The 20,286-nt window shown below is 69.4% G+C and carries 22 protein-coding genes; 5 read left to right on the top strand and 17 right to left on the bottom strand.

What is annotated here, in order from left to right; all coding sequences use genetic code 11:
• Positions 1-115 precede the first annotated feature (115 nt).
• Entirely contained in the window at positions 116-1,414 is a 1,299-nt protein-coding gene (locus WBA97_RS02555) for an IS701 family transposase (protein ID WP_424229008.1), read from the bottom strand.
• A gap of 127 nt (positions 1,415-1,541) precedes the next feature.
• On the opposite strand from WBA97_RS02555, the gene WBA97_RS02550 reads away from it, so the two are divergent.
• Positions 1,542-2,411 carry a LysR family transcriptional regulator gene (locus WBA97_RS02550; protein ID WP_424229007.1) on the top strand — a complete coding sequence of 290 codons (870 nt, stop codon included), beginning with the start codon at positions 1,542-1,544 and terminating at the stop codon, positions 2,409-2,411.
• A gap of 384 nt (positions 2,412-2,795) precedes the next feature.
• Here WBA97_RS02550 and WBA97_RS02545 read toward each other — a convergent pair whose 3' ends face one another.
• Together WBA97_RS02545 and WBA97_RS02540 are read right to left on the bottom strand one after the other, a co-directional pair.
• Positions 2,796-2,963: a DUF397 domain-containing protein gene (locus WBA97_RS02545; RefSeq protein WP_424229006.1), complete on the bottom strand. Its 168-nt coding sequence runs from the start codon at positions 2,961-2,963 to the stop codon at positions 2,796-2,798.
• 2 nt (positions 2,964-2,965) lie between these two features.
• Positions 2,966-3,784, bottom strand: a complete 819-nt coding sequence (locus WBA97_RS02540) for a helix-turn-helix domain-containing protein (protein WP_424229005.1) — start codon at positions 3,782-3,784, stop codon at positions 2,966-2,968.
• Between the two features lie 678 nt (positions 3,785-4,462).
• Between WBA97_RS02540 and WBA97_RS02535 the strand changes: the two genes are divergently transcribed.
• From WBA97_RS02535 to WBA97_RS02525, 3 genes are read left to right on the top strand one after another with little or no spacing between them, the layout of a single operon-like run.
• Complete coding sequence (locus WBA97_RS02535; protein WP_424229004.1) at positions 4,463-5,332, top strand: NAD-dependent epimerase/dehydratase family protein; 870 nt, start codon at positions 4,463-4,465, stop codon at positions 5,330-5,332.
• On the top strand, positions 5,329-8,085 hold the full coding sequence (locus tag WBA97_RS02530; protein WP_424229003.1) for a glycoside hydrolase family 2 TIM barrel-domain containing protein: 2,757 nt from the start codon (positions 5,329-5,331) through the stop codon (positions 8,083-8,085). The genes WBA97_RS02535 and WBA97_RS02530 overlap by 4 nt, the downstream gene beginning before the upstream one ends.
• 28 nt (positions 8,086-8,113) lie before the next feature.
• Positions 8,114-8,518, top strand: coding sequence for a VOC family protein (locus WBA97_RS02525; RefSeq protein WP_424229002.1), 405 nt, complete (start codon positions 8,114-8,116; stop codon positions 8,516-8,518).
• Positions 8,519-8,523: 5 nt separating this feature from the next.
• Here the strand turns inward: WBA97_RS02525 and WBA97_RS02520 are convergent, their stop codons facing one another.
• From WBA97_RS02520 to WBA97_RS02460, 13 genes are all read right to left on the bottom strand, one after another.
• Positions 8,524-9,774, bottom strand: a complete 1,251-nt coding sequence (locus WBA97_RS02520) for an enolase C-terminal domain-like protein (protein ID WP_424229011.1) — start codon at positions 9,772-9,774, stop codon at positions 8,524-8,526.
• Between the two features lie 6 nt (positions 9,775-9,780).
• The gene (locus WBA97_RS02515) at positions 9,781-10,320 is read right to left on the bottom strand and encodes a hypothetical protein (protein WP_424229001.1); all 540 of its coding nucleotides are present in this window, start codon (positions 10,318-10,320) and stop codon (positions 9,781-9,783) included.
• Positions 10,305-12,173 carry a ricin-type beta-trefoil lectin domain protein gene (locus WBA97_RS02510; RefSeq protein ID WP_424229000.1) on the bottom strand — a complete coding sequence of 623 codons (1,869 nt, stop codon included), beginning with the start codon at positions 12,171-12,173 and terminating at the stop codon, positions 10,305-10,307. The genes WBA97_RS02515 and WBA97_RS02510 overlap by 16 nt, the downstream gene beginning before the upstream one ends.
• Positions 12,174-12,273: 100 nt before the next feature.
• The gene (locus tag WBA97_RS02505) at positions 12,274-13,542 is read right to left on the bottom strand and encodes a lectin (RefSeq protein WP_424228999.1); all 1,269 of its coding nucleotides are present in this window, start codon (positions 13,540-13,542) and stop codon (positions 12,274-12,276) included.
• 115 nt (positions 13,543-13,657) lie between these two features.
• Positions 13,658-14,167, bottom strand: coding sequence for a GNAT family N-acetyltransferase (locus tag WBA97_RS02500; protein WP_424228998.1), 510 nt, complete (start codon positions 14,165-14,167; stop codon positions 13,658-13,660).
• Between the two features lie 54 nt (positions 14,168-14,221).
• Positions 14,222-14,521: a hypothetical protein gene (locus tag WBA97_RS02495; RefSeq protein ID WP_424228997.1), complete on the bottom strand. Its 300-nt coding sequence runs from the start codon at positions 14,519-14,521 to the stop codon at positions 14,222-14,224.
• A complete protein-coding gene (locus tag WBA97_RS02490) occupies positions 14,518-14,781 on the bottom strand; it encodes a hypothetical protein (RefSeq protein WP_424228996.1) in 264 nt (87 codons plus the stop codon). Before WBA97_RS02490 ends, WBA97_RS02495 begins: the two co-directional genes overlap by 4 nt.
• 1 nt (position 14,782) lies before the next feature.
• Complete coding sequence (locus WBA97_RS02485) at positions 14,783-15,022, bottom strand: hypothetical protein (protein WP_424228995.1); 240 nt, start codon at positions 15,020-15,022, stop codon at positions 14,783-14,785.
• Complete coding sequence (locus WBA97_RS02480) at positions 15,019-15,249, bottom strand: hypothetical protein (protein WP_424228994.1); 231 nt, start codon at positions 15,247-15,249, stop codon at positions 15,019-15,021. Before WBA97_RS02480 ends, WBA97_RS02485 begins: the two co-directional genes overlap by 4 nt.
• Positions 15,249-15,539 (bottom strand): hypothetical protein, encoded by a 291-nt coding sequence (locus WBA97_RS02475; protein ID WP_424229010.1) that lies wholly within the window; start codon positions 15,537-15,539, stop codon positions 15,249-15,251. Before WBA97_RS02475 ends, WBA97_RS02480 begins: the two co-directional genes overlap by 1 nt.
• A 351-nt stretch (positions 15,540-15,890) precedes the next feature.
• A complete protein-coding gene (locus WBA97_RS02470; RefSeq protein WP_424228993.1) occupies positions 15,891-16,733 on the bottom strand; it encodes an SDR family NAD(P)-dependent oxidoreductase in 843 nt (280 codons plus the stop codon).
• On the bottom strand, positions 16,708-17,616 hold the full coding sequence (locus WBA97_RS02465; RefSeq protein ID WP_424228992.1) for an alpha/beta fold hydrolase: 909 nt from the start codon (positions 17,614-17,616) through the stop codon (positions 16,708-16,710). Before WBA97_RS02465 ends, WBA97_RS02470 begins: the two co-directional genes overlap by 26 nt.
• Positions 17,613-18,968: a cytochrome P450 gene (locus WBA97_RS02460; RefSeq protein WP_424228991.1), complete on the bottom strand. Its 1,356-nt coding sequence runs from the start codon at positions 18,966-18,968 to the stop codon at positions 17,613-17,615. Before WBA97_RS02460 ends, WBA97_RS02465 begins: the two co-directional genes overlap by 4 nt.
• Before the next feature lie 96 nt (positions 18,969-19,064).
• On the opposite strand from WBA97_RS02460, the gene WBA97_RS02455 reads away from it, so the two are divergent.
• Positions 19,065-19,688 carry a TetR/AcrR family transcriptional regulator gene (locus tag WBA97_RS02455; RefSeq protein ID WP_424228990.1) on the top strand — a complete coding sequence of 208 codons (624 nt, stop codon included), beginning with the start codon at positions 19,065-19,067 and terminating at the stop codon, positions 19,686-19,688.
• 24 nt (positions 19,689-19,712) lie between these two features.
• On the opposite strand, the gene WBA97_RS02450 is transcribed toward WBA97_RS02455, so the two are convergent.
• Complete coding sequence (locus WBA97_RS02450; RefSeq protein ID WP_424229009.1) at positions 19,713-20,282, bottom strand: class F sortase; 570 nt, start codon at positions 20,280-20,282, stop codon at positions 19,713-19,715.
• Between the last annotated feature and the right edge of the window lie 4 nt (positions 20,283-20,286).

Genomic DNA, 20,286 nt, shown 5'->3' with positions numbered 1-20,286 from the left:
CTAGTAGTGCTTTGTTAGGTCGTTGCGTGTAAGGGAAAGGGGCGTTGGCAGGTGTGGCATGCGCCGGCGATGACGACGAGATGTTGTTGCAGTTCGCGGAGGACTGCGTAGAGGGTCAGGCCGGCGCATCCGCTTTTGGGTCGAGTCGCAGAAGGTGGCAGAAGGCTTGGGCGAGGACGGTGAGGGTGACGTGGCGGTGCCAGCCGAGGTGGTTGCGGCCTTCGAAGTGGTCGAGTCCGAGACCTGTTTTGAGTTCGCGGTAGTCGTGTTCGATGCGCCAGCGGAGCTTGGCCAGCCTGACAAGGGTTTTGAGTTTGGTGGGCGGTGGCAGGGTGGACAGCCAGTACTTGACGGGTTCGGGTTGGTCGGGTGGCCATTCCGCGATGAGCCACTCGTCGGGCAGGCTGCCATCCTCGGCTCGGGGGATGTGTCGGCTGGCGAGACGGACGCGGATGGCCAGGAAATGCGACCGCATGGCCGCGGTCGGGTTGTCCTTGGTTTTCTTGCTGCCGTTGCGCCAGGTGATGGGTCTGCAAGCGCTCTGTCCGGCGGCGAGCGCGAGATCGCGGAGGGTGGGGGGCTTGTCGGGATAGCGCGGCCTGGGTGGGCGGCCTCGCCCGGAGAAGACCGGGACGACAGGCGTCGCGTCGCCGGGGTGGGCAATGGCCGTGGGGTCAACCTGCAGCGCATAGACCAGGCCGCGTTCGGTCAACCCGAGCCGGAACTCGGCGGCATCCCCGTAGCCGGAGTCACCCACCACCGGCCGCTTCGGCAAACCCCACCCACCAACCGCCCCGCTGTCCGGGCCGCTGCTGGTGGCGGGGTTGAGCATCTCGTCGAGCATGTCCAACGCCAGCCGCCACTTTTCCCGATGCCGCACCGAATCGGGGATCCCGGCCCGCGCACGCCGACTCCGGGTCTGCTCGGCAACCGCGGGGTCCTCGATCGTGGTGTCGTCCCACGACGGCGGGCAGAACAGCCGCCAGTCCGCCGCCAGCGAGGCATGATCGGTCGCCATCTGCACGCTCACCCCGATCTGACAGTTCCCGACCTTGCCCAACGTGCCCGAGTACTGCCGCGCCACACACGGCGAGGACTTGCCGTCCTTGGCGAACCCACTGTCGTCGACCACGTACGCGTCCGGATTGATCGCATCTACCGCCCACGTGGCCACGTTCGCCCGCACCTGCGTGTAGTCCCAGGTCGAGGACGTGATGAACTGCTGCAACCCCTGATGATCCACACCCAGCCGCTCCGCCATCGGCTGCATCGACTTCCGCGCGCCATCAGTCAACAGGCCACGCATGTACAACTCGCCCTTGGCCCGCTGATCCGACCGCGCCAACCCGCCCAACATCCCCGCGGTGAACTCCACCAACCGCGGCCGCACCAACTCAATCTCCTCAGGAGTCACACCAGCAACACAACCACCATCCACAAAGGACAATCAAGCCGACACGCCGACATAACAAAGCACTACTAGGTACGGGTTGTCGGATACGTCCAATGCAAATTATCCGTACTTCTGATACGCCTAACGCATGGAACTACGACAGGTGCGCTCGTTCCTGACGGTCGTCGAGGAGGGACATGTCGGCCGGGCGGCGGATCGGCTGCACATCACGCAGCCGTCGCTGTCCAGGCAGGTCGCGGCGCTGGAGCGGGCGGTCGGCGTGCCGCTGTTCGACCGGAGCAGGCGGGCGCTGGCGCTGACCGCCGCCGGTGAGGTGTTCGCGGCGGGCGCGCGTGACCTGGTGCGCAGGGCGGACGACCTGGTGTCGGCGGCGGGTCAGGCGCACCGGGGTGAGCTGGGGGTGCTGCGGATCGGCTTCGTCCAGTCGGCGACGTTCGAGGCGCTGCCGACCATGGTCCGAGTCTTCAGTGCCGCGTGGCCGTCGGTGCGGGTGGAGGTGACGGCCATGACCACGCTGCGACAGCTGGCGGCACTCACCGACGACGCCATTGACGTCGGTCTGCTGCGCCCGCCGGTACAGGCGCCGGACCTGGAGCTGCGGACCCTGTCGCACGATCCACTGATGGTCGCGCTGCCGGGCGGCCACCGGCTGGCGAGACGGCGGCGCCTGTCGCTCGCCGACCTGGCGGACGAGCCGTTCGTGCTCTACGGCCGCGAGTCCGGGCCCACCGTGCACGACACGATCATCGGGTTCTGCCGCGACGCCGGGTTCAGCCCGAGGATCGTGCAGGAGGCCGTCGACGTGCAGACGATCGTCGCGCTGGTGGCGGCCGACCTCGGGGTTTCGCTGCTGATCGCGCCGACCCCGCACACGGACGAGACGGCGGTGGTCTACCGGCCACTGGCCGATGACCTGCCCCGGTGGGAGATGGCACTGGCGTGGTCCCGGCAGAACCGGTCGCCGGTACTGGCACGCCTGCTGGAGACGGTGGCGTGAGGGGCCTCCGGCCCCCGGTCACCACGCTACCGGCGGCCACCGACAGTCCAGCTCGGTTCGGCGTTCGCCTGTGGACAACTGTCTGACCTGTGGACAACCGGCCCGCGTTCGTCCGCTGCTGTCGGTGCCGTGCCGTAGCGTGGTTCGAGGGGGCCAGCGCTCTCGCTGGGTGCGCAGCGCCCGGCTCCGGCAGCGGCCGGTCAGGGGTGGAGGACTGGCGCGGTGTCCCGACTAGGCGCTTTCGGGACATCGGATCGCCCTCGCTGACCAGTGGAAACGACTTTGCCGACCCCTGCATCGTCTGCGGGGACGCCGAGTTCGAGGGTTGGGAAGCGGTGGCGCATAGAGAAGGCCCCCAGCCGTAGCCGGGGGCCTTTGTCGTGTTCAGCGGTCGAATCGACCGGCCTTGACGTCTCGAACAAGATCGCGAAACGCCGAGGTCGTCAGCACTGGGCCGTTCGCGTCCTTGCTGTCCCGGACAGCGTTCAGCTCTCCTCGGACTTCGACACAGTTACCGTCGGTGTCCGAGTACGAAGATTTACGCCACGTCATGATCACTCCTTAAGCAATGCCTGGAGCATAGACCGGCTTTCAGAGCTTGAAAGTGCCAGGTCGTGCAGCATCTCCACCCGCCGCGTGTACGGCTCTACCCGATCTTCTTCCAGGTAGAAGCCACCTCCGTAGACCTCGACGTTGACCACCGGGTCCACGCTTGGAAAGGTCATGTAGAGCCAGCTGTGAAGTAAGACACCGATGGGTTGCCGCTCGCGAACTATACGCACAGAAATACCGCGATCACGCGCCGTCATGAGGTGCGTGATCTGTTGTCTGTGCACTTCGGGTCCGCCGAACGGTACGTGCAGCGCTCCCTCGTAGATAAACGCCGTGTAGTCGATCGTGCCAAGGATCTCCTGACGCCGCTTCCGTGCCACCCATCGGAGGTCAGCCTCCTCGGCTGGGACTCCGTTAGCTATCCACATCGCACGGGCGTAGGGCTCGATCTGCAACAAGCCGGGCACGAGCAGCAACGACCAGTCCGTGAGGCTGTCCGCATCGGCGGCGTAGCTAGCCAGCAGTCCCATCTCTTCGGGTACTCCAGGTAGCGGGTGCTCCCACCATCCACCCTTGTCTCCCGCCTTCAGTACGTCGATCAACTCCTGTCTCTCGTTGGCTGGGACCTGAAGGTAGGTAGTAATGGTGGCCACGGTCTCGGGTTCGATACGACGCTTGCCTGTCTCCATCCGCTGCAACATGGACGGGCTGAGGCCGACCACGACGGCTAGAGCTTCCTGGGTGACCCCCCGTGTCTCTCGAAGCGCCCGGAGTCGAAGCCCGACCTGACGGTCACGCGTCGTAGCGTCCTTGCCAGCCATTCAAGTGTCCCCTCAGGTTTTAAAAGTTCGAGCGAGCTTTTAAAACTGAGCTTAGCCTCGGTGGTGAAGGACTAACGGGAGGCGGGGCCATGCACAAAACCGAGGCGGCCGGTCAGCGACCGGCTCCAGGAGTCGCGCAACCGAGACCAACTCTGCCGTTGACGTTCGATGACCTGTTGAGAGAGTTGCGTTATCGCCGCTGGACGCTTTTTCGGTGGGGTGACCCTAACGACCCAGCGTTGCTCGCGGGGGTTTTCCAGTGGCATGACGCCCATGTGGTTGATGTTCTGCTGCTCCGGCCCGACGGGTCGGCCACCGCGTATCGGGCACCGACGTATCATCCGGAGGACTTGTTCCGGCCGCCGTCGGTTCTGTGGGAGTACCACAACGGGGACGCGGTGTGGTGTCTCCGGGCGATCCTGACTCTGCCGCCGCCGTGGGCACCTGAGGCGCCGATGTCCATGTACGGCCCGCGCGGGCCATGCCGGATACCCGACGATCTGCCAGCGCCCACGGTGGTCCGCCCCCTCGGTATCAGCTGACTGAGCTTGGCTCCGGGTGGCGCCGCGGGACGCTCAACGATCCGAAAACGTCTTTCGGGACACTGGCATCGCACCCTGCGGGTGTGGGGCCGCCATTGCGGGTGATCGGGGGCTGGGGCACCTATGCTGGTCCGTGATGAGCAACGTACCGAGCCGGGTGCTGGTCACCGGGGCGGCTGGCCGGCTTGGCAGCGCGGTGCTGCGTGATCTCGCGGCGCACGGCGTGACCGTCGTCGGTCTCGACCGCGTCGATCCGGGGACCGTGGACACCTTCTTCTTCGGCAGCGCGAGTGACCTTGACCTGGTCGCCAAGGCCATGGCCGGGGTCGACGCCGTCATTCACCTCGCCGCCATTCCCGCCCCCGACCGTGGCACACCGGAAGACGTCTTCATCGGCAATGCCGCCGCCACGTTCGTCGTGCTCGACCAGGCCGCGCGGGCCGGGGTCACGCGTGCGGTGATCGCGAGCAGCCTGTCGATCACCGGGTTGCCGTTCGCGCCGCACCCCGCCGTGCCGGACTACGTGCCGATCGACGAGGCCATGCCGCTGCAGGCCGCCGACCCGTACGCACTGTCGAAACAGGCCGACGAGGCCACCGCCGCGATGGTCGCGCGTCGCGACGGGATGGGCGTCGTCGCGTTGCGGTTCCCGAAGCTCGGGACGCCGGAGTTCCTCACCGAGTACGCGGCCGAGTACCGCGTCGCCCCCGGCGCTGGCGCGAACGAGGTGTGGAGCTACCTCGACATGCGGGACGCGGCGACCGCGTGCCGGCTCGGGATCACCGCGCAGTTCACCGGCGCCCACCCGTTGTACCTGGCCGCGCCAGAGACGCTCTCGCCGTACCCGACCGAGGACCTTCTCGCGCGCTACCTGCCCGACGTGCCCCGTCGCGTGCCGCTGCCCGGCCGCGCCGTGCCGATCGACACATCCGCCGCCACCGCGCTGCTCGGGTTCACCCCGGAGCACCTCTTCGACATCACGCCCGCCGCACTGGGAGCATCGTGAACGAGCTTGCGAGTGAATCATCGACACCGGGTTACTACGACGACTTCGTTCCGCACCACGGTATCCGCGCCCCCCGCGCGTACCTCCACACCGACGCGCCCCGGCTCGTGCTCGACGGTGACTGGCGGTTCCGGCTGTCGCCGGTCGCGGACGTGCCGGTGGACTTCACCGCGCCCGGCTTCGACGACAGCGGCTGGGACACGCTCGCCGTCCCGTGTCACTGGCCCCTGCTCGGGCATGGAAACCCGTGGTACACCAACGTGGTCTACCCGTTCCCGATCGACCCGCCGCACCCGCCGGAGGAGAACCCGACCGGTGACCACCGCGTCGCGTTCGACCTGCCGGACGAGTGGGCTGGGCGGCGGGTGGTGCTGCGGTTCGATGGCGTCGAGTCGTGCGCGAAGGTGTGGCTGAACGGCGAGGAACTGGGGTTCTTCACCGGCTCGCGGCTGCCCGCCGAGTTCGACGTGACCCCGAGGCCCGGCCGCAACGTGCTGGCCGTGCGCGTGCACCAGTGGTCGGCCGCGAGCTACCTCGAGGACCAGGACCAGTGGTGGCTGCCCGGCATCTTCCGTTCCGTGACGCTGGCGGCGCGCGGCGACCTCGATGACGTGTTCGTGCACGCGTCCTATCAGGACGGTCATGGCACGCTGCTGGTCGACGCGTCCGTGCCCGCGACCGTGTCGGTGCCCGATCTCGGTGTCGAGGTCGCCACCGGCGAGGTGGTCACCGTGCCGGTCGAGCCGTGGAGTGCCGAACGGCCCCGGCTCTACGACGCGACGGTGTCGACGGCCGGCGAGACGGTCCGGCTGCGCGTCGGCTTTCGCACGGTGTCCATAGCGGACGGTGTGCTGCTGGTCAACGGCGAGCCGCTGGCACTGCGTGGCGTGAACCGGCACGAGTTCCACCCCGACCACGGCCGCGCGGTGCCGTACGAGACCATGCGCGAGGACGTGCTGCTCATGAAGCGGCACAACATCAACGCCGTGCGTACCAGCCACTACCCGCCACATCCCGCGTTCCTCGACCTGTGCGACGAGCTTGGCCTGTGGGTGATCGACGAATGCGACCTCGAGACGCACGGGTTCCGCTTCGCGGACTGGGAACGCAACCCCTCGGACGTGCCGGAGTGGCGGGAGTCCTATCTGGACCGCATGCGCCGCACGGTCGAGCGCGACAAGAACCACCCGAGCATCGTGCTCTGGTCGCTGGGCAACGAGAGCCACACCGGCGCGAACCTCGCCGCGATGGCCTCGTGGGTGCGGGACCGGGATCCGTCGCGCCCGGTGCACTACGAGGGGGACGCCGACTGCGCCTACGTCGACGTGTACAGCCGCATGTACGCCACGCACGCCGAGGTCGACAGGATCGGGCAGGAGCAGGGGATCCCGTTCCTGCAGTGCGAGTACGCGCACGCGATGGGCAACGGGCCGGGCGGGCTCGCCGAGTACGTCGCCCTGTTCGACAGGTACCCGAGGGTCGCGGGCGGGTTCGTGTGGGAGTGGATCGACCACGGGCTGCGGCACCCCACGCTGGAGTACGCGTACGGCGGTGACTACGGCGAACCGTTGCACGACGGCAACTTCGTGATCGACGGGCTGCTGTACCCGGACCGCACGCCATCGCCGGGCCTGCTCGACGTCAAGAAGGTCTACGAACCCATCCGGATCTCGTTCGCGGACGGCCGGGTCGCCGTCGAACAACTGCGTCCGGTGCCGTCGTTGCGGTTCGAGTGGTCGGCGGGCGACGTGTCCGGCGAGCTGGACCTGTCGGCCGGGTCGGCGGCGCTGCCGGAGCTGCCCGAGTTCGGCGAGGAGACCTGGCTGACCGTCCGTGCCGTGCTGGCGTCGGACGAGCCGTGGGCGCCTGCCGGGCACGAGGTCGCGTGGGCGCAGCACCAGCTCTCCGCACCCGGGTTCGCCGTGCCGCCGGGCATCGACCGTCCACAGTGGACCGACGGTGGTTTCTCCTTCGGGCCAGGGGAGTTCGACCCCACCGGACGGCTGCGTGCGCTCGGCGGGTTGCCCGTCGGCGCACCGCACCTGGCGCTCTGGCGGGCGCCGACCGACAACGACCGCGGTGAGAACGCCCACCTCGACCAGGCCTGGCACGCCCTCGGCCTGCACCGGCTCACGCACCGGCACGACGGTGTCGAGGTGGGCGAGACGCTGGTCGTGCGGGAACGGACTGCGGCGGCGGCACTCGCCCGGGGCGCGCGTGTCACCTACGAGTGGGCGTCGGCGGGAGCCGGGCTCGCGCTGACCGTGTCGGTCGAACCGGACGGCGAATGGCCGGAGCCGATCGGCAAGCTGGCGATCTCGCTGCCGCTGCCCGCGTCGATCGAGCGGGTGACGTGGTTCGGCCGCGGCCCCGGCGAGGCGTACCCTGACACCGGCCACGCCACCCGCGTCGGCCGCTGGGAGTCCACAGTGGACGAACTGCAGACGCCCTACGTCCGGCCACAGGAGAACGGCAGGCGCGCGGAGGTCCGGTGGGCGGAGTTCACCGGCGCCGACGGCCGGGGCCTGCGCGTCGCGGGTGACTTCGGGTTCGCCGCCCGCCGGTGGACCGACGCAGACCTGGCCGCCGCGACCCACCGCAACGAACTCACCGCGGGTGACGCTGTGTGGTTGACGATCGACGTCGGTCAGCAGGGCATCGGCACCGCTTCGTGTGGTCCTGGCGCGTTGTCCGGGTTTGTGCTCACGCTGAGGAAGACAGCGTTCACGGTCGTGTGCACACCGTTGTCGTGACTACTCTGGTCTGCGAGGATGTACGGCCATGGCATCGACGCTCAATCCGTACATCAGCTTTGCCGGCAACGCCAGGCAGGCCATGGAATTCTACGAGCAGGTGTTCGGCGGCACGCTGACGCTGAACACGTTCAGTGACTTCGACAACTCCGGGCAGGCGCCGGAGGGGATCATGCACAGCCAGCTCGAGACGACGAGCGGCTACACGATCATGGGGGCCGACAACCCGCCAGGGCAGCCGCACAACCCGGGCAACAACATCTCGGTGAGCCTGAGCGGCGACAACGCCGACGAACTGCGCGGGTACTGGGACAAGCTCTCCGATGGCGGCACGGTCGCGATGCCGCTGGAGAAGCAGATGTGGGGTGACGAGTTCGGCATGTGTGTCGACCGCTTCGGCATCTCGTGGATGGTCAACATTTCCGGCTCGTAGGTTCGCTATGGGGACTCGAGTCCGCCGTCCGGGCGGCGGACCCGGGCCGCCCAGCGTTCGTGGAGACCCGTCTCCGGCGGGTACCTCGCCGCGAGGGTCTCGTCGAGATCGACGCCCCAGCCCGGGTTGTCCGACGGGTACAGGTAGCCGTTGACCGCGACCGGTGTGCCAGGGAAGACCTCCCGTGTCGCGTCGTGGTAGACGTGGCCTTCCTGGATGCCGAACGCGGACGTGGTCACGTCCAGTGCGATGTTCGCCGCCACACCGACCGGGGACACGTCGCCTGGGCCGTGCCACGCGGTGCGCACGCCGTTGAACTCGCACAGCGCCACCAGTTTCCGGCACGCGGACAGGCCGCCGACCGTCGACACGTGCACCCGCAGCAGGTCGACCGCGTGCGTCTGGACGAACCGGGCCGCGTCGGTCAGCGACGAGAGCTGCTCGCCGACCGCGATCGGGACCGGTGACGCCTCGCGGACCTCCGGCAGCCGGTCGTAGTGCTCCGGCGCGACCACGTCCTCGAGGAAGAACAGCCGGAAGGGCTCCAGTGCCCGCGCCAGCACCACTGCCTGCTTCGGGGTGAGGCGGGAGTGCACGTCGTGCAGCAGCTCCACCTCCTCACCCAGCACCGCGCGGGCCTTCTCGAACAGGCGCGGGGTCGCCGCCAGATACCGGTTCACGTCCCAGCCGTCCGGGTACGGCGCGTCCGGGTAGCCGCCGGGGGTGCCCGGCGCGCCGTAGGTGCCGAGGCCCGGCCCGCCGGTCTGCAGCCGCACGTGCCGCAGACCCGTCGACAGCAGCCGATGTGCGTTCTCCACCGTCTCCTCAATGGTGGCGCCCGCCGCGTGCAGGTAGGTGTCGGCGGCCGCGCGCACGCGGCCGCCGAGCAACTCGTAGACCGGCATACCGGCGCGTTTGCCCGCGATGTCCCACAGCGCCTGGTCCACACCGGACAGTGCGTTGTTCAGCACCGGCCCGTTCCGCCAGTACGAGGACAGGTGGATCAGCCGGTTGATGTCCTCGATGTCGGCGGGATGCCTGCCGACGAGCATCGGCGCGACGTGCTGGTCGACGGTCGCCGCGACCGCGTGGAAACGCTGGGTGAACGTGGCGCACCCGAGCCCGTACAGGCCCGGTTCCGACGTGTCCACCCGCACCACGACCAGCGGGATGCCTTCCGGCGCGGTCACGATCGCACGTACCGCCGTGATCGTGAGGTTGTCCCGGCCCGGCCACGGCGCCTGCGTCTCCTGCATCACGACCTACAGCCTACGGAAATCCGGCACCCAGCCACTGGCCACGACCACCTCCCGCGCGATGTCCACCACGGACCGCCCGTCGGTGGCCACCCGCACCACGTCGGCGAGCTGGGTGAGCACGCGGTTCCGCTCGGCGCTGGCCGCCAGCCCGTCGGTCAGTTCGGACCCGAGTTCGCGCTGTGCCAGGCGGGTCGCCACGGTCGCGTCGGACGCGGTGAGCAGCACGGGCACCAGCCGCACGCGGCGCCCGAGCGCCCGGCGGAACATCCCGGCCGCCGATGGCAGCACGCTCAACGTGTTCACGTAGACGAGCCGCTCGCAGCCGAGCGCGGCGTAGTTCGCCCACACGGCCGCCAGGTTTCGTTCGACCAGGCCGGGCAGGTCGTCGGGCACGGGATACACCTGACCCATGAAGTCCCCGTCGATGATCGCGTGCGGGACGGTCGCCGCCCGGAGCCGGGCGGCGACCTCCCAGCCGACGGTGGTCTTCCCGGCTCCGGACCGGCCGCCGATCAGCAGTACCTCGGCTATGGCGTCGTCCACTTCTGGTTCGTCGCTCCCGTGCAGCTCCAGATCTGCAGTCTGGTCCCGTTCGCGGACGTGTTGCCGGTCGCGTCGAGGCACTTGTTCGCGGCGACGTTCACGATGTCGCGGGCCGCCGTGACCCGCCACGACTGCGCGCCGGAGCCGGTGCAGTCCCACAGCTGGAGCTTCGCACCGTCCGATGTGGAGGCACCCGTCACGTCGAGGCACTTGCCCAGCGCGCGGATCGTGCCGTCGGTGCCGACCGTCCACCGCTGTGCCGTGGAGCCGTTGCAGTCGTAGAGCTGCACGGCGGTGCCGTTCGCGCTGCTCGCGCCAGCGACGTCGACGCACTTGCCGCCGATGCCGGTGATCTGGCCGCCGGTGCCGCCTCCGCCGGAGCTCTGGTTGCCGCTCCACGTGAACGTCGCCGAGGTCCGTGCCGGCAGGTCGTACGAGAACGACTGGCCACCCCAGTTCACCCGTACGTTCTGCGTGGAACCGGTGGTGTTGTACGCGATCAGTGCCTTCGTGCCGTCCGGGTTGCGCCACGCGACGTTGCGCACCGAGCCGTTGTCGTTCGACTGGATGCGCCGGGCGCCCGGCTTCACGAACTTCGTCAGGTGCCCCATCGTGTAGTACTCGATGGTCAGCTCGGCCTGCCCGTGCTGCGAGTCTCCGTTGTGGACGGTCACGAGACCGGTGCAGACGTCACAGCCGCCGTTGTGCGGGTTGTGGTTCTGGTCGATCGCGAGGCTCCACTTGGTGACCGTGCGGCCCCAGTTCCGCGTGTAGCCGATGATGTTGTTCATGTCGTCGGAGTGCTGGTTGCCGACCCAGGTGCCGCCGGACATCTCCGTGTCGTACTGCGGGATCCCGGGGTACTGGTTCTGCACGGTGGTCTGCTGCCCGACGTCGCCGCCGTAGCCGTGCCACGCGATACCGCCGAAGTTCGGGTGGTTGCGGATCGCGGCGTCGGCGACCGTCGGCGCGCCGAACGACGCGTACTGGTCCCAGTTCCAGTCCAGCGCGAGGACCTTTGTGGACAGTCCGGCGTTCTGCAGCGCGGGCAGCAGGTTCGTCTTCGTGAAGAACTGCAGGCCCGAGCCGTTCCAGTTGGCCGACGGGTAGGAGGCGCAGCACGTCGGCTCGTTGTTCACCGACACGAAGTTGATCGGGATGCCCTGTGCCCCATAGGCCTGGATGTACTTGACGAAGTACTGCGCGAGCGCGGGGTAGTACTGCGACTCGACCCAGCCGAGCTTGTAGTCGTCGTTGTCCTTCATCCACGGCGGCGGGGACCACGGCGTGCCCATCACCTTGATCGCCGGGTTCAGCTGCAGTGCCCGTTTGGTCAGCGGCACCACGTCGGCGAGGTCGTGCTGGATGGAGAAGCGGTCGAGGTTCGGGTCCGTCTGCCCGGCAGGCATGTCGTCGTAGGTGTAGCTGGACCGCGCCAGGTCCGAGCCGCCCATCGGGTTGCGGATGAACGACAGGCCGATCCCCTCGTTCGGGTCGAACAGCTTGCGCATCGTCGCGTCGCGGGTGCTCGCCGACAGGATGCCGGAGGAGTTCATCAGCCACGCCGCCGAGTCGGTGAACGACGCGCCGCCGCCCTCGAACGGCTGGTACTGCTGGTTCTCGTCGACAGTGAGCGTCACGGCGCCGGAACCGTTGCCCGCCGCGAAGTTCACGGGGGTCTGCTGCGCGAGGCCGCGGGTGACGTGCAGGCCGTCGGCGTCGTCGGTGGTGGTGAGCCAGATGTTCACCTGCTCGCCCTCGGCCTGCGCCGGCATCGCCGGGAGCATCAGTCCGGCGGCCGTGAGCAGACTCGTGCTGAGCAGGATTGTGGTGCGCCGCAGGGAAGTGCGCATGGGGTGCTCCTCGATTGCAGGGGTTTCGAGGCGACATGGGACCGGCGAGAGCGCCGCTATTGCCGGAGCGACGCCCTCGCCGGGGCTTACGGGACCATCGTCAGCCGACGGTCCACTTCTGGTTGGCGGCGCCTGTGCAGGTCCAGATCTGCAACCTCGTGCCGTTGGCGGAACTGCTGCCCTCCGCGTCGAGGCACTTGTTCGCGGCGATGTTCACGATGTCGTTCGCGCCAGAGACGGCCCAGCGTTGCGCGCCGGAGCCGTTGCAGTCCCAGAGCTGGATCTTCGCACCGTCCGCTGTGGACGCCGAGGTGACGTCCAGGCACTTGCCCAGCGCGCGGATCGAGCCGTCGGAGTTCACCGTCCACCGCTGTGCCGTGGTGCCGTTGCAGTCGTACAGCTGCACCGGTGTGCCGTTCGCGGTGCTGGCGCTCGCCACGTCGACGCACTTGCCGCCGATGCCCCTGATCTGCCCGCCGGTGCCACCGCCGCCCGAGTCGTTGGTGACGCGCACGTAGTCGATGGTCAGCGTGTTCGGGAACTGGGTGCCGCCGTCCGGGTCACCCGGCCAGTAGCCGCCGACGGCCAGGTTCAGTATCAGGAAGAACGGGTGGTCGAACACCCATCGCCTGCCGCCGAGGTCCGACGGAGTCCTTGTCTGGTAGACGTTCCCGTCCACCGACCACACCAGCCGGTTCGGCGACCAGTCGACGCGGAACGTGTGGAACCCGTCCGCGAAGGGGTTGCCGATCGAGTAGCCCGCGCCGATCCCGCCCGCGCCGGAGTAGCCGGGACCGTGGATCGTGCCGTGCACCGTGTTCGGCTCGAACCCGACGTTCTCCATGATGTCGATCTCGCCGGCGTCCGGCCAGCCGCCGCCGGTGCCGAGCATCCAGAACGCGGGCCACATGCCCTGTCCGCGCGACATCTTGAGCCGGGTCTCGAAGGTGCCGTAGGTCTGGGTGAACTTGCCGGAGGTGTTGAGCCGCGCGGACGTGTACTCGCACCGGCCGTACCAGCACTGGTAGTTGCCAGGGTTCTCCCGCCGCGCGGTGATGACCAGGTTGCCCTGGCCGTCGTGCACGGCGTTGCTGGTGCTGTTCGTGTAGTACTGCCGCTCGTGGTTGTTGACGTTGTCGCCGGTCTCCATGTTCCACTTGGAGCCGTTCACCGGCGTGCCGGCCGATGCGTTGAACTCGTCGGCGAAGGTCGTCGCGGCTATGCCGACGTCGTTGCCGTCGCCTTGTGGTGCTGCTTCTGCCTGGTTGGCCGCTGGGCTCGCCACGGCTGCCATCGTGGAGAGCACGGCCGCAGCCACGGTCGCGAGGACCATGCCGATACGGGGTCGTCGAGAGGGTCGCGTGGACATCCTTGTCACCGCCGACGTTTTCGTTTGTTTGTTGTTCCTAGCAACAAAGGGTGCCATGGTCCAGACCAGTCGGACAAGAGGCCGACGGGATTTTCTGCAACCGGTTCCGGGCAGCTCAGCGCGGCTCATCCGTCCGGGTGACCGAGAAGGTCAGTGCGTCCCGCCACTCGCCCTTGACGAACACGCGGTCGGCCGCCGTCTGGCGCATGCCAAGGCGTCGCAGGAGGTGCACGGAGGCGTCGTTGCGCGCGGAGCACCGCCCGATGATCTCGGTCATGCCGAGGTCGAACCCGAGGTGGAGGAGTGCCATGGCCGCCTCGGTCGCGAACCCCTTGCCGTGGTGGTCAGGGTGGAAGATGTACCCCAGCTCGCCGTGCTCCGGGCCCCGCCGCACCAGCTCGACCTGCCCGATCGCCACGTCGCCGCGCACCACGGCGAGACACAGGCAGTCGTTTTCGCCGTCGAGCGTGGTCTCGGTGGCCATCTGCTCGACGGCCGTCCTGGTCTGCTCCCGGTCGCGGGGCTCCCACAGCAGGTGCCGCGCCACCTCGGGCAACCGCTGGTAGTCGTGCACCCGGTCGACGTCGTCGAGGGTGAAGGGCCGCAACACAAGCCGGGCGGTCACGATGGGCAGGGTGAAACGCACCCACCCGACACTATCCCGCCGGACCGGTGCCCTTCAGCGCATCGGCAAGGTGTGGTGCCGCCGGGAGCGTCGGGGATCTGTCGCGACGATCTTCTCCGCGGCCGTGTACAGCAGCGGCAGCGTGCTCGCCACGACGCCACCGGTGCGGTTGAGGTGTTCCAGGCCCGGCGCGATGGCCGCCGCGTCCTCGTGCACCTTCTTCACCAGCTCGCTCGACTCCTCCATGTTCCTCGCGATGCGGCGCAGCAGCGTGCCGATCCGGTACAGGAAGAACGCGAGACCCGCGATCAGGACGACGATCTCGACGACCGTCAGCACGACGAGGGTGGTCACGGCTCACCTCCCGAGGTGACGTGGCCGAGGAACGCGTGGTGTCGCAGCCCTTCCGCGAGCACCGCGTCCACGCTCTCGGCCGCCCTCGGGATCAGCGCCGTGTTCGCGGTGTGTTCCGTGACCGCCGCGAGCGTGTCGCGGACCGCGGCGACCCGCAGATCCATCTGCTTCACGAAGTGCACGAGCAGGGACAGCAGCGCGAACAGCGCGAGTATCACCACCGCGCCCAGCACGAGAACCACGTTCCAGTACGTGACCACGTCATCCTCCAAGTCGCGACCGGGCGCGGGCGAGACCGGCGCCGATGGTCTCCGCGTGGTCGATGGTCGTCCTCAGCGCGCAGAGCGGCGCCGTGTTGTGCTCCGCCTTCGTCAGCGCGGCGTCGATCCGGGCCGTCTGGGCCGCGATCCGGCGCGCCAGCAGGATGATCGGGATCACCAGCGCGACCACCGCCGCCACCACGACGAGCCCGATGACCAGCCCCACGGTCCATCCGGTCATCGCACGTCCTCCGCCCACTCGCGGACCGGCGCCAGGTTGGCGTTGACCGACATCAGGCGCGGGGGCACCGGGCGGGTCCGTTCCGCGATCGACTCGACGCCGCCGGTCAGCGCCTCCAGCGTGCCCGCGACGGCCCTCAGGCGGATGATCACGCGCACCAGCGCCACCGCGGTCAGACCGATGATCAGTGCGGCGGCCGCCAGCGTGACCCATGCGACGGCAGGCATCAGTCCTCCACTCTCGCGGGGGACTGGGGTTCGCTCCGCAGAAGAAGCAGTTGCGCGCTGTCCGCGTACCGGACCGCGCCGACCTGAACCTCGGCGATCGTCTCGTCGGTCTTCGCGAGCAGCGTGGGCACCGGTTCGAGCGCGTCGTTCAGCGCGGCGCCGTCGGTGCGGATCTCGTCGGCCGCGTCCCGGATCCGGTCCACCGCGGTGAGGATCCGGTTGAGCAGCACGACCGTCACCGGCGCCACCACGACAACCAGCGCGAGTGCGCCTGCCCACCACAGCCCCATCACGCCCCTCCTCGCCTCCGCGCGCGCCAGCGCGCGTTCGAGCAGAAGGACCGCCGGAACACGCGTTCAGGGCGGCCGCCATCGCCGCGGACCCTCGGGATGCCGCTCGCCTCCATGGCGGGATAGTCGTGACCGTATGACCTGGTCGCAAGCGCCGCGTAACCGAATGCTTAATAGGCTCCGAGTGCTAGCGGCCCGGCTCAGAACGGTCACCATGTCTCGACCCGCCCACGACGCGCCTGGACGGGTTGCCGGAACGGCCGAGTACACCCAGTACGAGCGCCGTCCCGTCGCCCCGCCCAGCCACGCCGTGGACCCGCCGATAAACGGCCAACATTCTGAGCCGGGCCACTAGCTGGCACGCAACCGGGACCGCAGCCGGGAGAGCACCGAGTAGTAGTGCGTCGGCGCGATGCGGGTCAGCGCGTCGAACAGGTACGCGTCCGGGCCGACGAGGATGCGGGCCCTCCCCCGTTCCACACCACCGTGGATGATCGCGGCCGCCTTCTCCGGCGAGGTCATCGTGATCGCCTCGAACTGCGCCGCCATCTGCTCCCTGGTCCGCCCGAGCCCCTCGGGATCCTTGCGCATGCGGGCGTTGCGGGCGATGTTCGTGGTGATCCCGCCCGGGTGCACGGTGACCGCACGCACGCCCGTGCCCCGCAGCTCGTGCCGCAGCGACTCGGTGAAGCCGCGGACGGCGAACTTCGCCGCGCAGTACGCGCTCTGGTACGGCATCCCGGCGAGCCCGAACACGCTGGACGTGTTCACGATGACGCCGTCGTCCTGCTCGACGAGGATCGGCAGGAACGCCCGCGTGCCGTTGACGACGCCGTGGAAGTTGATGTCGTGCAGCCAGTCGTCGTCCGCCGCGACCGTGTCCAGCACGCTTGAGGTCACCGCGACCCCGGCGTTGTTGAACACGGCGGCGAGCGGTGCGGTCAGCCAGTCCCGCACCTCGCCCGCGAACCGCAGCTGGTCCTCGGCGTCCCGCACGTCGAGCACGCGGACCAGCACCCGGCCGGGCAGGGACGCCGCGGTCTCCTTCAGCCCCGACTCGTCGTTGTCGGCGATCGCGACCGGGGAACCGGCCCGCGCGAGGCGGACCGCGAGTGCGCGGCCGATGCCGGACGCGGCACCGGTGATCATGACGGGACGGCCGGTGAGCCTAGGACGCGGTGGTGTCGCGGGCATCGGTGCTCCTCGTCGCGCGGGCGTGGTTGTCGATGAGGTCGAGCAACGCGGGCCACGCGCCCTTCGGCAGGTCGTGGCCCATGCCGGTGATGGTCTCCAGCCGTGCGCCGGTGATCGCGCGGACCGTGGCCGCGCCGCCGGTCGGGTGCACCATCCGGTCGCGGTCGCCGTGGATCACCAGCGTCGGCGCGGTCACCGACCGCAGCGACGGGGTGCGGTCACCGGACTTCAGGATCGCGCCGAGCTGGCGGCCGGTCCCCGCCGACGACGGGTCACGGTCCCAGCCGCGGCCCGCCCGCTCCCGCACGTGCTCCTCGTCGAACGGGAACCCGTGGGAGCCGATGTGGCGGAACATCGTGATGGCACGGTCGATCGCGTCCGCACGCGTCTTCGGCGGCGCGGCACCCATCAGCCGGGTGGTGGACATCGCGGGCCGCCCGATCCGGCGCGCCCCGGTGGTGGACATGATCGACGTGAGCGTCCGCACCCGGTCCGGGTGCCGGGCCGCGACGGTCTGGGCGATCATGCCGCCCATCGACACCCCGACGAGGTGCGCACTCGCCAGGCCGATCGCGTCGAGCAGCCCGGCGGTGTCGTCGGCAAGGTCGGTGAGGTCGTACTGCCCGGCCGGGAACCGGCCGACGAGCATCGACACCAGCTTGGCCGGCCGGAACGACTCGTGCGTGGACCGGCCGACGTCACGGTTGTCGAACCGCACCACCCGGTAGCCGCGTGCGGCGAGCTGCGCGCAGAACTCGTCCGGCCAGCTGTGGAGCTGCTGCCCCAGCCCGGCCACCAGCACGAGCGGCTCCCCGCCCGCGTCCCCGATCTCCTCGTAGGCGAGGGAGATCTCCCGCCCGACAGCGACAACCTTCTCGGTCACGAACGGGCTCCCGTCGAGTTGACATCAGACATGGCTTCAGCGGATGGGACCGTCCTGTCACGCACGACCGCGAGCCCGCCGTTACCCGGTGCGTTGGCGATCCCGCGGGAGTGCCAGCGTTCGGCGGTCTCCGTCGTCGGTTCGAGCGTCACGTCCCGCAGCATCGTGCGCAATACGACGTTCATCTCCATGTTCGCGAACGCCGCGCCGATGCAGCGCCGGGTGCCACCGCCGAACGGGATCCACTCGTACAGGTCGGGCCGCGAGCCGGTGAACCGGCTGGGGTCGAACCTGGCCGCGTCCGGGAACACCGCGTCGTCGTTGTGGATCAGCGCGATGCTGACGATGATCGCGTGCCCCTTCGGCACGGTCCATGGGCCGAGTTCGATGGCGTCCGCCTTCACCTTCCTGCCCACCACGTCGATCACCGGCCGGGTGCGCTGCACCTCGATGATCGTGGCCTCGCGGAGCCGCTTCCCGCCCGCGTCGACCTCGGCGACCAGGTCGGCCAGCACGTCCGGGTGGCGGCGCAGCCGCTCCACCGCCCAGGCGAGCGTCGTGGCGGTCGTCTCGTGCCCGGCGGCGAGCAGGGTGAGCAGGTGGTCGGCGATCTCCTGCCTGGTCATGCCGGTGCCGTCGTCGTAGCGGCTCTGCAGCATCATCGCGAGCACGTCGTCGCGCTCGTCGAGGTCACCGGCCTGCCGCGTCTTCGCGATGAGGCGGTCGACGACCAGGTCGTACTCGCGGCGCATCGCGTAGAACCGGGCCCACGGGCCGATCCTGCCGCCGAACTTCGGCACCGGCACGGCGGCGAGCCGCGACCCGAGCGTCACCATCTTCGGCAGCAGTGCCCGCAGCTCGTCGAACTCCTGCCCCTCGGCGCCGAACACGGCACGCAGGATGGCATTGAGCGTGATCCGCATGGCCGACGGGAGCGTCGGGAACGGCCGCCCCCTCGGCCACGACGCCATCTCGCGGACCGTCTCGTCCTCGACGATCTGCTCGTAGGCCACCAGCCTGCGGCCGTGGAAGGGCGGGACGATGAGCTTGCGGTGCTGCCGGTGCTCCTCCCCCGCCAGCGCGAACAGCGACCGGGAACCGAGCACCCGGCCGAGGTTGGGTTCGATGTTGCCCGCGAGGGCCGGGTCGGTCTGGAACAGCTGTTTGATCTCGGCGGGATCGCTGATCACCACCGCCCGGCCGAAGATCGGCACGTTGACCGTGAACGCGTTCCCGTAGCGGGCCCGCAGTTTCGGCAGCCCGCGCACCGGCATCGCCATGGCGTAGATGCCCTGGACGAAACGGGGCTTGGCCGGACCGGGCGGCAGGCCAGGAGAGGTCACTGTCGTCATCGAACAACACCTTCGCATTGGTACGCCAACGTACCAACCCGACGGTACGCCCGCGTACCATCTGGCACAAGGACGGGAGGTATTAGCGTGTCCCCGGTGACGACCCAGCAGAACCCGCGCGGGGCCGCGGGGTACGCCGAGCCCGGCGGGTTCCGGCAGCGGCTGCTCGACGGGCTCGCCGCGTCGATCGAGGCCGACGGCTACCGCGCCACCACGGTCGCCGACATCGTGCGCAGGGCACGCACGTCGCGCCGCACGTTCTACGAGCACTTCGACAGCAAAGAGGCGTGCTTCGTCGCGCTGCTCACCGACACCAACACCGAGACGATCCGCCAGATCTCGGCGGCGGTGGACCCGAGGGCGGGATGGGCGACGCAGGTGCGGCAGGCGGTCGCGGCGTGGGTCGCGTTCGTGGAGTCCCAGCCCGCGATCTCGCTGAGCTGGATCCGGGACGTGCCCTCGCTCGGCGCCGCGGCACGCGAACTGCAGCGCGACGTGATGTCCGCGTTCGTCGTGATGATCCAGACGTTGTGCGACACGGAGAACTGGCGTGCCGTGCGTGCCGAGCCGGTGTCGGGGCAGCTGGCACTGATGCTGCTCGGCGGCCTGCGTGAGCTGATCGCGACGACCGTCGAGGACGGCGGCGAGATCCGCGACATCACCGAGGTCGCGGTGCGCGGGTCGATCGCGCTGCTCGGCCCCGCACCGGCCGAGGACTGAGCCGGACCGGCGGTTTCCCGGAACTCAGATCGGCTCCGCGATCACGACCCGGTTCTCCTCGTAGCCGTCGTGGCCGCCGACCCAGCGGCCACCACACGTGACGAGCACGAGCCGGTGCCCGCCCTCCTGGCCGAACAGCTCCTGCGCACGGCCGGGCAGCTCGTCCTTGTGGACGGTGACGAGCCTGCTGACCCGGTAGCGGAACGTCGCGCCGTCCCCGCCGACGACGGTGACCTGGTCACCGGGCCGGGCCTCCCACAACTCGGCGAACGGGCCGGTGGCGCCCTTCCAGTTCACGTGCCCGGCGAGCACGGTGGCGCCCCGCGCCCCGTCGAACGGGGCACCCCACCAGGTGGCCTCGCGGACGCCCTCCGGGATGGGGAGCACGCCGTCGACGACGTCCCTGCGAACCAGCGTGGCGGTGCCGCCCTGCGCGAGGCGGACGGTGCCGGGTGCCTGCGGCGGCGGCGGGGGTTCCGGGGTGACCGAGGGCGGTGGCGCGGGTGCATTCGTCGGCGGCCTGGCGGGAATGGCGACCGGGGGCGGCGCGGGGGCCAGTACCTTGCGGCCCGGCCGTTCCCCGGCCACGGCCACCGGT

Origin of the sequence: Actinophytocola sp. (assembly GCF_049647105.1) — a bacterium.
Lineage (GTDB): Bacteria > Actinomycetota > Actinomycetes > Mycobacteriales > Pseudonocardiaceae > Actinophytocola.
This window is presented reverse-complemented; position numbering and strand designations above follow the sequence as displayed.